Genomic DNA, 14719 nt, shown 5'->3' with positions numbered 1-14719 from the left:
ACGGGGGCTGGTGACTGTTAGCAATGCGAAAGAGATTAATATCTTAAGGCCTGCCCATAGCCAAGCCGAGTTTCGTATCCCCGGATTCGACCGCCATATAAATCACCGCCAGCAGCATCTTCGTTCTGCCGGGTATATGGCTGGCGGTCATCAAGCGTGGCTCGAATTCTCCTAGTGCCCTGGCAAATCCAATTACGAATGCTGTCATGAGTGAACGACAAGTCAGCGGAAATTTCCACAAGCCATAACAGCTGTTTGTCTATCTGGCTACCGCCAATCCCATCCATGAAGAGACGTTCGCCATTTCGAGCTCTTCAAATTTGGATACAACCAGCGCCGGGTTCAACTCGAAGCAGCACCCCTCCAGCGTACACTCCAATTCTATGTCACAACGGATCTCGGCAAGCTGCCTGGAGAGATGAAGCATCTCCAGATCATTCTCGATTTTCGTACGAACCGACGTGGACAACCCCTCCAGATTGGCCAAAATACCGTCCACAGAGCCATATTCCTGGACCAGCTTCATCGCAGTCTTTTCGCCGATCCCGCGAACCCCCGGATAATTGTCGCTTGGGTCGCCCATTAAACCTTTTACATCGATAATCTGCGCCGGTCTTAGCTGCTTCTCCTCCATCAGACTTTCCGGCGTATATACCATATAATTGCCATGACCTTTTTTCATAATGATTACGCTGATTCGGTCAGTCACCAACTGAAGCATGTCATGATCACCGGTCAGGACGAACACATCCATATCCTCGCTGAATTTGACGGACAGCGATCCGATGCAATCATCCGCCTCAAACCCAGGCGAACTGACATTAGGAATCCCCAAGCTATCCATTACTTCACGAATCACACTGAACTGTGGAATCAGGTCATCAGGGGCGTCCGAGCGATTGCCTTTGTAGGCCGAGAATTTCTCGGTGCGAAAAGTCTTACTGCCTAGGTCCCAGCAGCAGGCAATGTGGGTTGGCCCAAACTTCTGCACAGCATCCCAGAAATAACGCATAAATCCATAGACAGCATTGGTAGGCAAACCTTCCTTGGTGCGCCGGATATATCCGGTTGCCGCTGAAGCATAAAAAGCCCTGAACATCAATGCCATCCCATCAACCAATAATAAACGTTGTTTTGTTTGTTCCATAATCGTAAATAAGCTCCCCTATTAAAATCTACTTGTCTCCCCATGACTGCTCATAGCTATCCTCTTTAAAGCCTACGGTAACCTTATGTCCGTCCGTCACAAGCGGCCGCTTAATCAGCATCCCATTAGAGACAAGCAACTGGATCGCCTCTTCGCGCGACAAACCCGGCAGCTTGTCCTTAAGTCCCAGTTCTTTATATACCTCACCGCTCGTATTAAAGAACTTCTTAAGCTCAAGCCCGCTGCGGTCGATCATCTCTGACAATTGTTCACTTGATGGAGTTGTCTCCTTCAAATTGTGCAGTTCCAAATGATGACCCCGCTCCTCCAACCATTTAACCGCTTTGCGGCATGTACCGCATTTAGGGTAATGATAAACTGTAAGTGTACTCATAAATATAGTTCCTCTCTAAAACATATTCGACATCGAAATGAATTCAGCCGGCCGATCTTAAGCAAACGCTTGCGATGTCAGCCTGTTCTGCAAATAAGCCATATCTGCGGGCAGCGGTGCAGTGAACATCATTTGCTCACCTGTTAACGGATGGATCAACCCCAGTTCAGCAGCATGGAGCGCCTGCCGGTCAATCAGAGCATCCAGCGCCTGCATGCTTATCCGCTCCTGCTCATCCAGCTGGTCGTAACCCAAATGGCGGTACATTTTGTCGCCAATCAGCGGGTGACCGATTGAGGTCATATGAACGCGGATTTGATGTGTTCTCCCCGTCTCCAGCCCAAGCTCTACCAGAGCTCCTTGTCCATAGCAAGCCTTTACCTCATAATGAGTTAATGCAGGGTATCCATCCGCGGTTACGATGCGGCGATGCGGCTCCTGAGGATCACGATCGATCGGACCGTCAATCGAGGCGCTCGCAGGCTGCGGACAACCGTGAACGAGAGCGATGTACTTCTTGGAAACTTGTCCGGCTATAAGCTGCTCGGAAATATGCTGGTGGATATAGGCGTTTTTGGCTATTGCAATAATCCCGCTCGTCTCCTGATCCAGACGATGGATCGGACGAAACCGATACTTCTCGCCTTTGGCTTGCCAGTAGTGCACAACCCCGTTGGCTAGCGTGTTCACATAATGACCATGTGTTGGATGAACAATAATCCCCGGTTCCTTGTTGACGATCAGCAGTGCTTTATCCTCATACACAATATCGAATGAAATCGGCTGGGGCAAAATATCCTCCGACATCTCCTGCTCCAAGGAGATGGATACGATATCCCCCGCTCTTACCGGCATGCTGATATATATTCGTTCCCCGTTCAGCATTACACCGCGTTCCGTCAACTTGATCCGTGACAGCAGCTTCCGCGATACGCCTAAGCGCCGCTGCAATACCGTCTTCACCAGCCAACCTTCTTCCAGCTCTGTTACTTGATAAGTAATCGGTTCATAGTAGTCTGTCATGATTTATTGCCGAACACCTTCCGACTGCGCATATATTCTACATCGGGAACTGCCAGACGCGCGTTGGCTGTCCTGGCCACCGTGAAGAAGAAATCAGATAACCTATTGATATATTTCAAAGTTTCCTCGTTAATGTCCGTCTTATGGCTCAGGGTTACTACGCGGCGTTCAGCACGGCGGCAGACGGTACGACAGACGTGAAGAACAGCGGCCAATTGGCAACCGCCAGGCAGAATGAAACGCTCAAGCTTAGGATTTTCCTGTTCATAGCGGTCTACCCACTGTTCCAATCTCTCCCATAGCTCGGACGTTACTTTATATTTGCTCTCTTTGATCTTGACGTAGGCCAGATCGGAGCCGCAATCGAACAACTCTTGTTGAATTTGCAGCAAATCCTCGCGCAGGTCGGCAAATTTCTCTCCTTCCGCAAGGCTCGCGGCCTGCCCAACAAAAGAGTTCAATTCATCTATCGTGCCGTAAGCTTCCACTCTCTCATCATCTTTATATACTCTTCCGCCGATCACTGAGGTCTGCCCCTGATCACCAGTACGTGTGTAAATCGCCATTAGAAAAACTCCCCCTATCCTTAGAACTCGATATTTCCAATATACCATAAAACAGTGCTGAGGGCTTTTCCAGATGATTACTAGACCATTTCAGCCTTCATGCATTTTTTCGACGACCCATATCACATAAAAAAAGAAGATCTGTAAAAGATCTTCTTCCATCGACTGACTCTGTCAGGCCATTAATTGATTATTGTCTTTTGCTTCGCTTCTTCATAAATTCATTAATCTTCAGATCCAGCAAACGACTGATTTCGATTACAATATCCGAGGTAAAAGACTTCTCTTGCAAGAACATCTTTTCCATTCTATTACGAAGTATATGAATTTCATCCTCCAAGGTCACTGCTTGTGGTGAAGTATTACGGCTCGCTTCTACCATCCACTTGTTTGATTCATTGTCTTCAGCGATCAATAGCCCCGCCATATCATATACTAGATTGTATTCACCACAACCCAAAAGTTATCCCTCCCTGAGAAACTATAACCTTCCTCCGAAAACATATTATACCATATTAATTGGACAATGATCAATTAATAAATGAAAGAAATGTTAAATAGAACCATTTTCCCGGGTGAATAGTTGATGGGCACAGCCCCAGTCCTAGCCTTGCTTCAGTTTATGGACGAATTGGCCCATTCGGTGCAGCGCTTCATTAAGTTGACTGACCGATGTCGCATAGGAACAACGTAGGAAGCCTTCGCCGCCACCGCCAAAGGCGTTGCCAGGAACCGCTGCTACCTTGGCTTCCATAAGCAATCTCTGCGAGAATTCCTCGGAGCTAAGTCCAGTCGATTGGATGCTTGGGAAGGCGTAGAATGCCCCTTGAGGATCATGGCAGGATAAGCCGATATCCCGCAAGCCCTGTACGATCAGGCGTCTTCTCTGGTTATACGATTCTACCATATGATCCTTCTCCCCAAGGCCGTTCTTCAGAGCCTCGAGCGCAGCCACTTGACCCATCACTGGAGCGCACATCACGGTATATTGATGGATCTTCAGCATTGCGTAGATCAGGTCAGGATGTCCGCATACATATCCCATGCGCCAGCCTGTCATGGCAAAAGCCTTTGAGAAGCCGTTAACGAGCAAGGTACGGTCCTTCATGCCAGGGATCGATGCGAAGCTGACATGCTTGTGGTCGTAGGTCAATTCCGAATAGATCTCGTCCGCGATCACAATCAGATCATTATCTTCCACCACTTTGGCAATCGGCAGCCAATCCTCATAGGTCATAATACCACCTGTCGGATTGCTCGGATAATTTAAAATTAATATCTTGGACTTCGGCGTAATCTTTGCTTGAAGATGCTCGGCCTTCAGCTTAAAGCTGTCCTTGGCAAAGGTCTCAACCTCTACCGGGACTCCTCCGCCAATTGAAGTAATCGGGGAATAAGAAATATAGCACGGAACCGGCACAAGAACCTCATCCCCCGGCTCGATCAAAGCTCTAAGAGCAAGATCAATCGCTTCGCTCCCGCCCACCGTTACGATCATTTCCTCTTTGGGATCGTATTTCAGATCATAGCTATTATATAGGTACTCTGCAATGGCCTCGCGAAGCTCAGGCATGCCTGCATTGGAGGTGTAGCTCGTAAACCCGCGCTCCAGCGAATATACGCATGCTTCTCTCACATGCCAGGGAGTTATAAAATCCGGTTCACCGACGCCTAGAGTAATAATATCCTTATTTCCACTCACCAAATCAAAAAAACGACGAATACCCGAAGGCTGTATCTCTCTAACGACGGGAGACAGATAAGATGTCATCGATTTGCTATTGTTCTCTACATCCTGTGAATTTACACTCATATTATTACTTCCTTTACGGGGATATCAAAAGCCTGCGATCCTCTTCCGGATCTTCGAAAATAATGCCGTCCTGCTTATATTTCTTCAAAATAAAATGCGTCTTGGTAGACAGTACGGACTCAAGTGTAGACAACTTGTCGGATACGAAGCTTGCCACTTCTTTCAGGTTTCGGCCTTCCACCTCAACCAACAGATCATATGCGCCGGACATTAAGTAGACACTCATTACTTGCGGGAACAAATAAATGCGCTCGGCGATCGTCTCAAATCCTCTTCCGCGCTCCGGCGTAATTTGCACTTCGATTAACGCCGTTACCTTCTCATCGTCCAGCTTGCTGGAATTAACCACCGTAGCGTACTTTACGATCACGTTATCCTCTTCCAGTTCCGCAATCGCCTCCGCTATCTCCTCAGAAGTCACGCCGAGCAATGTCGCCAGCAAATCTGGGTCACGCCTTGCGTCCTCTTTCAGAAGATCCAGCACTTTCAGCTTAAGCTCGCTTATTTGTCTCATCCTTCATCCTCCAGCGCTGTTCCGGCAAATGCCAGGGCGGTAGATCGTAAGCCTGCTCCACGCGCCGCCTGCCGAAAACTAAATTTAATACTAATATTACATGAATTTCATGCATCTGCAAACAAAAACCGCCCGCCATAGGGAGGAGTTCTCCCCTGGACGGACGGTCGCTGAACTATAGCCGGAAAATTAAACTCATCGTTTCTCCAGCCGCTTGAACGGTTAGGTTAAGTATGGATTCTGTACGTTTGAATTGTGGTTTTGCACATTGCTCTGATGGTAGAAAGCATCGGATTGCATCCCGTGCTGCTGGCTCATCTGATGGGCCTGCTGGTGATCCTGCTGCGCGGTCTGAATCTCTTTATCAATCATTTGACGCGGTGCTGGAGAAGGCGCGGTATACATTTGATTCTGCTCCATCACCTGAAATAATTCACCCTGTAAACGCAGCGTGCTGTTAGTCAGATCCGTGAACATGCGTCTGACAACAGGACAGGCCGATTCTGTCGTAGCGGTTGTGTATTCGCGCACCGTTCTCTTCAGATCGGACAGAATAACATTCAGGTAATCGGACTCGTTCAACATTTGTTGACCCTGTGATTGATTCTGTTGTTGATTCATTATTCCTATCCTCCTAGATGTTTTAATCAAAGAATTGTGGGTTAATGACTTTGTGTCGGTGCCATTGACTGGTGCTGCTTCAGCATTTCAATCATCTGATGCGTATGCTGCTCATGAACCTGCAGATGCTGATCTATGACCTGGCTGATCTGCGCGTTGGCCGATACACTTCTTGCTGTCGCACAAAGCTTGATAAGCATATTCTCATTCGACAATGAATCGGCGATGTAATCCAATTCCTTGCCTGAGAGAGGCTTCATTTGCATATTGTTCATGCCTATTCCTCCTGATTTTTGATTCATTTCTTGCCTATTATGCTCCCGCAAGTGATTTTTTATGATGTCTCTAATTGGACATACTAACGACATTCTCGTGAACAACCGAGAACTTTTTGAATTTCTTATTTTAATTCGTATTCAAAAAGTTCGGTTTTCAGCTCCAAGAAGGTTGGATGAAGCCAGGGACTGAGGAGCGGAGCGTACGTTGTGGGTACGTGAGCACCGGAAGGACCGGCTGCATTCAAGATTCGATGTCGACTTACTTCTCGATTCACCTCGAGATCAAAAGCAAACTTTTTGAATTTCCTCATTCAAATAAGATTCAAAAAGTCCGGTTTTCAGCTCCAAGAAGGTTGGATGAAGCCAGGGACTGAGGAGCGGAGCGTACGTTGTGGGTACGTGAGCACCGGAAGGACCGGCTGCATTCAAGATTCGATGTCGACTTACTTCTCGATTCACCTCGAGATCAAAAGCAAACTTTTTGAATTTCCTTTAAAGGAGTGGCTTAATTTGAAGCTGCATTCCGGTCATTACTACTGGCCCACCGTATCCCCCAAGCCAAACAAATACCCTATCCTAAACACGGATATTTCCTGCGATGTTTTGGTTGTCGGAGGCGGGATGGGCGGGGCAATCACTGCATTTCTTTTAACCCAGAAGAATATCGACACTGTGCTGGTTGAAAGTCATCAAATTGCATCCGGCAGCTCCCTGGCAAATACAGGCTTACTTCAATTCTCCAATGACAAGACCTTAACCTCACTGATTCATACGTTTGGGGAGCAGGAAGCCGTGCATTTCTATCAACTCTGCCGTGATGCAATTCAGCATTTAATCCGTCTTAGTCAGGATTTTCCCGAGGAAGCACGCCTGCTTACCCGTGGGAGCTTATATTTCGCCAGCACGCCTGAGGATGTCGATATGCTCCGAGAGGAGCATATAACCTTGCAGCGCTATGGTTTTGATGCATCGTGGTGGGAGGAAGACCAAATCTCAACCCACTTCCCCTTCAAAAAGCCAGCTGCTATCTATACCAAAGGGGACGCTGAGGTTAATCCTTACGCCTTTGTTCATAGCCTGATCGAACTTTCAGCCCGGGAGGGAGCGAGGATCTATGAAGAATCTGCTATTAGCGGCTGCGAATTTACTCAAGACCGGGTGATCTGTCGCTGCGGACAGTCACAGATCACTGCCAAGCATGTTATTTTTGCAACCGGATATGAAACACAGCAATACAAACGCGAGAAAGGTGCAGAATTAACAAGCTCCTATGTCATCGTTACTGAACCGCTTAAGGACTTCCGGGATTGGTATGAACAATGCCTGATCTGGGAAACAGCCCGCCCATATTACTATCTGCGAACTATCCGGGACGGAAGAATTATTGCCGGAGGCTTGGATGAACTTTTACCTGGAGGCAAGCTGGTGGAAGCACGGTATCTAGCCAAGAGCAAACAGTTGCTTGATTATGTACATCAAATGTTCCCGCGGTCCGCTGCAATCCAAGCAGAGTATAGATGGGGCGCAGTGTTCGGGCATACTCATGACGGGCTTCCTTATATCGGAACCCACCCTGATTATCCGCATTGTTATTTTCTTGAAGGATACGGCGGCAACGGTACGGTATGCAGCACGATTGCCGCGGAGATGATTACGGATATCCTCAGCGGAATTGAACGGCCGGACATGCAGTTATTCTCTCTAACGCGCACCTCCCGCCCTACTCCTGAACACCATTAGATTCCGAATGGTATTCTGCTAAGAGTTACTACAAATAAAAAAGAACCTTCAATTCCGATCAACGGAAATGAAGGTTCTACTTAAGTCTGCTCTTATTCTTCTTCAGTAACAGTACGGATGAGATGCATCCTCTCATCCTCTGTCAAGAAATGACTCACATGAAAACAGGCTGAGCAAATATAAATATCCAGCTTCGCTGCCTTCTGCACTAAAGGCTTCGAAAGACCGGCCGGAATTGCAGGTACGAAGCTGTCCGGCAAGGGTTGGCTGCCGGCAAATAACATGTACTCACGGCAATGAGGGCACTCAGGGACCTCTTCCTGTCCATCCAGTACTTTCTCCACTCCGGAGTCATAAGCCAACAAATCTCCGCCTGCCTTGGCAAAGGTCTCTACTCTACGAATCGCATCGAGATGTCCGCTCTCTTCATGTTCCCAGAAAACCTTCTGATCCTCATCCCCGTCGTATTCGTTCTCTTCTTCCTCAATCTCATCGATTCCGATATTCAAAGTCCGGTATCCCTTCAACTCATTGTTGCAATAGGGGCAGTACTCCTCGGGCCCTATTTCTTCATCCCAGACAATTTCTGTCTGGCACCATGGACAAATCGTGGTCTCCATTGTTCCCATCCTTTCGTTATATAAAGATTATCAGAAAATCCCTTGAACGCTTGATTTTAGAAACATGCACTTCAATGCGGGTTACGCCACCCAGAGATAAATAATTCCAGCGACAATAAAGCATACGGCGGCTGCGAATAAAACCCTGACCAGTTTCTTCAGCATGATCTTACTCCCCCTACATGGATCTATTCGTTCCAAACGAATTATTTAAGCTCCGCCACCGTAACTCCTGTGCCGCCTTCTCCGTAATTTCCAAGACGGTAGCTCTTGATATGCTTATGTTTGCGCAGATAGTCGGATATTCCGCTGCGCAGAATACCGGTACCTTTACCGTGGATGATGTAGATTTGCCCCAGATTGCTCAGGTAAGCCTCATCAATAAAGCGATCCACCTCAATCAACGCCTCTTCCAAATTCGCTCCACGCAGATCCAGCTCTGTCCGCACATGCTCGTCCCGCGTACGCTTCACATTAGCCGCGGTTCGTTGAACCGGCTTCGTAACGGGAGCTGAACCAATCAGCTCGAGGTCATCAAGCGCAACCTTCATCTTCATAATTCCCAGCTGAACAAGTGCTTCCTTGTCGCCGGACAGCTCGACAACATGCCCCTTCTGGTTCAAACTATGCACTTTCACTTCATCCCCAGGCTGGATCGAACGTTTTGGCTTGGCAGCTTTAGGAGCAACAGACTTCTTGCGCATCGCCGGCTCAGCATCGTCAAGCTGCTTGCGGGCAGCGATCAGCTTATGCTCCTTCACCGAGGCCCCTTCTTCCATGGCAAGCAAGCGCAGCTCCTCGATAATCTTCTCCGCTTCGCTGCGAGCCTTAGCGATAATCGCTCTCGCATCCTCATTTGCCTTCTCCAGATAACGTTCCTTCTGCTGCTCCAGCTTTTCCAGCTCGGCTTCATGCTTGCCGCGCAGGCTTTCCAAATCCTTGCGCAGTTTCTCAGCGTTCTCACGCTCTTGCTCCGCAATATTCCGATTCTCTTCGAGCTTGGCAATCATATTCTCCACCCGCAGGTCTTCTTCCTTAACTTCGCCCCGGGCAAATTCAAGAATCGGAGCCGGAAGCCCAAGCCGCTCAGCTATTGCAAATGCATTGCTTCGGCCAGGCACACCTACCAGCAAGCGATAGGTTGGGCTAAGTGTATTGATATCAAACTCCATGCTGGCGTTGATGACACCCTTACGTTCGTAGGCAAAAGCCTTAAGCTCGCTATAGTGTGTTGTGGCCACCATTCTGCAGCCGAGCGAATGTATATGCTCCAATATTGCGATCGCCAGTGCCGAGCCTTCGGCAGGATCTGTCCCCGCCCCAACCTCATCGAGTAGAACAAGGCTCTTCGGCGTCATATTTTTCAAAATGGAGATGATGTTCGTCATATGACTGGAGAAGGTACTCAGGCTCTGCTCTATACTCTGCTCATCGCCGATATCCGCATAGATTGCATCAAATACGCATAATTGACAGCCTTCTTCTACCGGAACGAACAACCCGGACATTGCCATCAAGCTGAGCAGGCCGATCGTCTTCAACGTAACCGTCTTACCGCCGGTATTCGGGCCGGTGACGATAATCGTCGAGAAGTGATTGCCAAGCTCAACATCAATCGGAACAACCTTGTCGATCGAAATGAGCGGGTGCCGTCCTCTCCGCAGCTTAATGAAGCCGCGGTCATTCATTCGCGGCAGCGTGGCCTTCATCTCGCGGGCCAGACGTGCCTTGGCGAACATAAAATCAAGCTGGGCCAGAATATCGATGTCATATAACAGCAGCTCCGCCTGCTCACCGACAAGCGCGGTTAGCTTCTGCAGAATAACCTCGATTTCCCGCTCCTCGCGCAGCTTCGTCTCGCGCAGCTTATTATTTAACGCAACAATCGACTCCGGTTCAATAAACAGGGTTGCCCCTGAGCCGGACTGGTCGTGTACGATTCCACCGAAATGCGAGCGGTATTCCGCTTTAACCGGGATAACAAAGCGATCGCCGCGAATTGTAACGATCTGGTCTTGCAGCATCTTCGACACCGTCGACGAACGGATCATCGAATCCAGCTTCTCGCGGATCCGCACTTCACCACCGCGCAGTTCACGGCGAATTTGCGATAACTCCGCACTTGCCGAGTCTATAATCTCCGCACTGTCATCCACGCAGCGTTTGATCGCATCCTCTAACGGCTTCTGCTCACTCAAGGAATCGCTCAGTGTAAATAAGATTTCCACCGGATTGTCCTCATGCACTGCGGACAGATAGCGTTTGATCCGCCTTGAACCTTCAAGCGTTGTCGCAATTCCCAGCAGTTCATGAGGATTCAGCGTGCCGCCAATGCGGGCTCGTCTCACAGCCGACGTTATATCTACAATTCCCCCGAAGGAAGGATAACCCTTGAGCCGGTCAACCGTAAACGATTCCTCCGTCCCCTGCAGCAGCAATTTCACATCTTCCAAGCGTGTCACCGGCTGTAATTCCTCCGCCATTTGCTTGCCTAGTGAGGTCTGCGTATAACGGGCTAATTGATTTATTATTTTGGGATATTCCATTGTATGCAGTATTTTCTGATCCAAGAAACTTCACAACCTCTCTCGAGCTATGGTTACATTATATCGAAACCGCTCAAATTTCGCTATTTAGCCTTAATTTAAAAATAAAGGCACATAAGAACCGACTTTCATGAACATCATAATATCGAGTTGCCACATGTATTTCATTAAAAAAGGAGGCAAATACCGTGCATTTTCTTGGGCATGTTGTCCGTTTTATCGTCTCCGCCCTGGTACTGCTGGTTGTGGGCTGGCTCGTTCCACAATTCAGTGTAGGAGGGTTCTGGAGCGCTCTTGTGCTCGCTCTTGTAATTGCCTTATTGGGTTGGGCCATTGAGGGCATATTCGGCAAGAAGGTTACTCCATTTGGACGCGGCATCGTCGGTTTTCTAGCCAGTGCACTCGTGATCTGGCTCGCTCAATTCGTCGTATCCGGAGTCTCCGTGTCTGTAATCGGCGCCTTACTGGCAGCGCTAGTGATCGGGATTATCGACTTGTTCATCCCCGTATCTACGCCCTTTGAGGCAGGCCGAGATAATGGCTCTCGATAAGCTTCTTCATTAAAAGCTACAAGATGCAGCAAGAACTACCCCGTGCCCTAACAACTGGAGGCTTCGGGGTAGTTTTCTATATGGACTCATTTCCCGATGACACGTATATTCGGAAATCTGAAAAATTTGGAAAATGTTCACTAATTATTCATACCGTCCCCCTCTTTTGATTAAAAACCTGCGCTATAATATTCTTAAATTTGTCACAATAATACTATATTGCAGGTGATGATTATGAAGAAAACCATTGCATTTATGGCTACATCTGTGCTACTTCTCGTCTTGGCTGCTTGTGGCAGCGGTTCCAATACCAGTTCTGAAAATAACAACATTACACCGGAAGCCGAGCTCACGATCGAAGCGACTGATTATCAATTTGATCAGCCTGAGTACCATTTGAAGAAGGGCGTCCCGGTGAAGATCACTTTCAAGAGGAAGGAAGGCAATCATGGCATGCTCGTGCCTGGACTCAAGCTGCAGCTAAGCGGCAAAAGCCAGTCCAAGACAATCATCCCACAGGAAGCCGGGGAATTTGAATTGGCCTGCTCCATTATGTGCGGAACCGGACATTCAACCATGATCTCCAAAATTATTGTAGAAGAATAGAATCAGCTGAAGTTAGTCAATAAGCACAGCAAGGGTCCTTGGGCGAATCGCCTAAGGACCCTTATTCAGTACCGTGACTATTCACAGAGCTAGTTGTTATCCTGCTCAATCAATTCGATCCACTCGTCATACTCCGTCTGCAGCTTCGAATAATCTTCTTTCAGCCGCTTATATTCCTGCTCAAGCTTCTGCGTATTCTCTTGGTCCAGCTCTCTGGCTGATTTTAACAAATGATACTCATGTGACACAATTTCGTAGCCTTCGGAAATTTGCCGGAGCTGCTCTGACATCTGCTCTTTTTCTTGCAGCAGAGCAGCATGCTGCTCGTTCAGGTCCTCAACCTTCTCCGAGCTGGCCGCACATTCCTGCTGCCATGTATTCAATTGTCGCTGCAAATCCGCCTCGATCTCCCGCCAGGATGCCAGTTCCTGTTCTGCTGAAGCCAACTGGGTCCTCCAGGCCTGCTCCTGCTGCTCGGCTTCCTTGCGCGCCTGTTCTTGCTCTTCCGCAAGCTGGGCATAACCTTTGGCTTCTTCCTCTAAGGAACGAATACGATCGCCTAGACTTTGAATCTCCTCGTTCAAGCGGCTCTGCTCCGCTTCACTTGCTTCTGCAAGCAGGGCATAGTCCCCGGACTGCTCCTTCAGCTCCCGGATACGTTCTTCCAGGCTCTGAATCTCCGCTTGGAGCTGCTCTTTCTCGGCTTCGCCAGCCTCAACGAGGTGAGCGTACTCCCTGGACTCTTCCTGCAAGCTCTGATTCTTCTCACCAAGACTCTCTATCTTCTCACTCAAACGCTTCTTCTCAGCTTCACTTGCTTCTGCAAGCTGAGCATGGACCTGAGTCTCTTCCTTCAGTACACGGATACGTTCTTCAAGATTTTGAACTTCCACTTGCAGATGATTCTTCTCGGCTTCACTCGTCTCTGCAAGCAGGGCATAGTCCTGTGACTCCTCCTGAAGAGTCCGGATCCGATCTTCAAGATTATGGATTTTCTGCCGCAACTGTTCATTTTCTACTTCGCCAGATTCTACAAGCTGATCATAGTTTCTAGCCTCTTCTTCCATACCTCGAATGCGATCGACAAGGCTTTGAATCTCTTGTTGCAGACGATTCTTCTCTATTTCGCTCGCTTCCGCTAGCTGAGCATAACCCTTGGACTCTTCTGTCAGCTCATTTATGCGTTCACCCATGCTTTGAATCTCATCTTGCAGACGAATCTTCTCCGCTTCGCTCGCTTCCGCTTTCATTATAGCGGTTCCCCGATCAGACAGCGCTTGCTTCAATTTCATGCGCAGCTCTTCCAACTCACCGGCCGCCCGTTTAAACTTGTCCTGCTCAACCTGTAGACCTTGTCGAGCGGCATTCGTTTCCTTCGTGGCGAATTGCAGCTGCTGCTCGTTCTTCTCCAGTTCTTCGGATACCGCAAGCAGCTTTGCTTCGAGTACGCTTAGCTCTTCGTTACGTTTCTCAGCCAGCTTCTGCCACGATTTCTCGTTCTGCAGAACACCATCTAATTCGGAGCGGAGCTTGTTCTCCCTCTCATTCGCTTCCTGCGCATGCTGCTGCAGCTTCTTAGCCTCTGCTTCTGCACTTTGTAGCGATTCCTGCAGACCTTTCTTCTGCAGTTCCAGCTTATCTACGGTCGTTCTTAATTGTTGTCCATCCACCTTAGCCGCTTCTTCACGCTGCTGCACAGCCTTCAATTGAGCGCTAAGCTTGTCATGCTCACTCTTCTCCCGCTGTGCGTTTTGTTCCGTAGCACGCAGCTTATTCTGCAATTGAGTGTTGCTGTTCCGCTGTTCACTCAGCTGACGTTCCAGCTCCTGCACTTTGTTCTTGTGCCTCAGATTCTCAGCCTCTTGCTCCTTGGCTTGCTTGGCGCTTTCGGCTTCATGCTGCTTGAACGCCGCTTCGGTAGCCGCAAGCTTGTCAGACAACGCCTTTCTGTCGTCCTTCAAATTGCCATACTCCTCCTGAAGCTTGGCATGCTGCTCTTCTTGCTTGACATTTAATGTCTTGAGCACTTCAAGCTCCTGAACAAGGGACGCCTTCTCCTGCTGCAAACTCTTCAATTCACCTTGAAGCTGATCGACTCTGGCGGCCTCTTCGGTCATCCGAACAGCGGTCAAGACCGCCAAACGAGGAGTATCCAAATGTGAATACGCCTTGGAGATGGAACGCATCTGCTCGTCCACGCGCTTAGCGATCTGTTTCATATACGCTTCATTACTGCCAACAATTTTATAAGAAGTACCGTAAATATCTACGTTTACACTAATTCGGTCAGGGGTATTCAA

The 14719-nt window shown here is 48.6% G+C and carries 15 protein-coding genes; 3 read left to right on the top strand and 12 right to left on the bottom strand.

Annotation, left to right across the window (positions count from 1 at the left end; genetic code table 11):
- Nucleotides 1–259: 259 nt before the first annotated feature.
- The 9 genes from DMN77_RS12020 to DMN77_RS11980 all read right to left on the bottom strand — a co-directional run bounded on the left by DMN77_RS12020 (nt 260) and on the right by DMN77_RS11980 (nt 6353).
- Nucleotides 260–1150 carry a 5'-3' exonuclease gene (locus DMN77_RS12020; RefSeq protein WP_179015271.1) on the bottom strand — a complete coding sequence of 297 codons (891 nt, stop codon included), beginning with the start codon at nt 1148–1150 and terminating at the stop codon, nt 260–262.
- A gap of 25 nt (nt 1151–1175) precedes the next feature.
- Nucleotides 1176–1541 (bottom strand): arsenate reductase family protein, encoded by a 366-nt coding sequence (locus DMN77_RS12015; RefSeq protein WP_068780161.1) that lies wholly within the window; start codon nt 1539–1541, stop codon nt 1176–1178.
- Between the two features lie 57 nt (nt 1542–1598).
- Nucleotides 1599–2564 carry an RluA family pseudouridine synthase gene (locus DMN77_RS12010; protein ID WP_179015134.1) on the bottom strand — a complete coding sequence of 322 codons (966 nt, stop codon included), beginning with the start codon at nt 2562–2564 and terminating at the stop codon, nt 1599–1601.
- Nucleotides 2561–3130, bottom strand: a complete 570-nt coding sequence (locus DMN77_RS12005; protein WP_179015132.1) for a cob(I)yrinic acid a,c-diamide adenosyltransferase — start codon at nt 3128–3130, stop codon at nt 2561–2563. Before DMN77_RS12005 ends, DMN77_RS12010 begins: the two co-directional genes overlap by 4 nt.
- A gap of 190 nt (nt 3131–3320) precedes the next feature.
- On the bottom strand, nt 3321–3557 hold the full coding sequence (locus DMN77_RS12000; protein WP_148466569.1) for an aspartyl-phosphate phosphatase Spo0E family protein: 237 nt from the start codon (nt 3555–3557) through the stop codon (nt 3321–3323).
- A 177-nt stretch (nt 3558–3734) separates the two neighbouring features.
- Complete coding sequence (locus tag DMN77_RS11995) at nt 3735–4943, bottom strand: aminotransferase class I/II-fold pyridoxal phosphate-dependent enzyme (protein ID WP_068780157.1); 1209 nt, start codon at nt 4941–4943, stop codon at nt 3735–3737.
- Between the two features lie 13 nt (nt 4944–4956).
- Nucleotides 4957–5457 carry an Lrp/AsnC family transcriptional regulator gene (locus DMN77_RS11990; RefSeq protein ID WP_068780156.1) on the bottom strand — a complete coding sequence of 167 codons (501 nt, stop codon included), beginning with the start codon at nt 5455–5457 and terminating at the stop codon, nt 4957–4959.
- A 222-nt stretch (nt 5458–5679) separates the two neighbouring features.
- On the bottom strand, nt 5680–6078 hold the full coding sequence (locus tag DMN77_RS11985; RefSeq protein ID WP_068780155.1) for a spore coat protein: 399 nt from the start codon (nt 6076–6078) through the stop codon (nt 5680–5682).
- A gap of 41 nt (nt 6079–6119) precedes the next feature.
- On the bottom strand, nt 6120–6353 hold the full coding sequence (locus DMN77_RS11980) for a hypothetical protein (protein ID WP_068780154.1): 234 nt from the start codon (nt 6351–6353) through the stop codon (nt 6120–6122).
- Between the two features lie 513 nt (nt 6354–6866).
- Here DMN77_RS11980 and DMN77_RS11975 point away from each other — a divergent pair.
- Complete coding sequence (locus tag DMN77_RS11975; RefSeq protein WP_256872359.1) at nt 6867–8096, top strand: NAD(P)/FAD-dependent oxidoreductase; 1230 nt, start codon at nt 6867–6869, stop codon at nt 8094–8096.
- A 92-nt stretch (nt 8097–8188) separates the two neighbouring features.
- Here DMN77_RS11975 and DMN77_RS11970 read toward each other — a convergent pair whose 3' ends face one another.
- Both DMN77_RS11970 and DMN77_RS11965 read right to left on the bottom strand, forming a co-directional pair.
- Nucleotides 8189–8716, bottom strand: a complete 528-nt coding sequence (locus tag DMN77_RS11970) for a hypothetical protein (protein WP_179015130.1) — start codon at nt 8714–8716, stop codon at nt 8189–8191.
- A gap of 206 nt (nt 8717–8922) precedes the next feature.
- Complete coding sequence (locus DMN77_RS11965) at nt 8923–11286, bottom strand: endonuclease MutS2 (RefSeq protein ID WP_179015129.1); 2364 nt, start codon at nt 11284–11286, stop codon at nt 8923–8925.
- Nucleotides 11287–11450: 164 nt separating this feature from the next.
- Here DMN77_RS11965 and DMN77_RS11960 point away from each other — a divergent pair, with 164 nt between their 5' ends.
- Nucleotides 11451–11813, top strand: a complete 363-nt coding sequence (locus DMN77_RS11960) for a phage holin family protein (RefSeq protein ID WP_068780150.1) — start codon at nt 11451–11453, stop codon at nt 11811–11813.
- A gap of 234 nt (nt 11814–12047) precedes the next feature.
- A complete protein-coding gene (locus tag DMN77_RS11955) occupies nt 12048–12419 on the top strand; it encodes a cupredoxin domain-containing protein (protein WP_179015127.1) in 372 nt (123 codons plus the stop codon).
- Between the two features lie 89 nt (nt 12420–12508).
- Here the strand turns inward: DMN77_RS11955 and zapA are convergent, their stop codons facing one another.
- Complete coding sequence (gene zapA, locus DMN77_RS11950) at nt 12509–14719, bottom strand: cell division protein ZapA (protein WP_179015125.1); 2211 nt, start codon at nt 14717–14719, stop codon at nt 12509–12511.

The organism is Paenibacillus sp. 79R4, assembly GCF_013393165.1.
GTDB lineage: Bacteria > Bacillota > Bacilli > Paenibacillales > Paenibacillaceae > Fontibacillus.
Note: the sequence above shows the minus strand (reverse complement) of the source record. Positions and strands in the feature narration are given on the sequence as shown.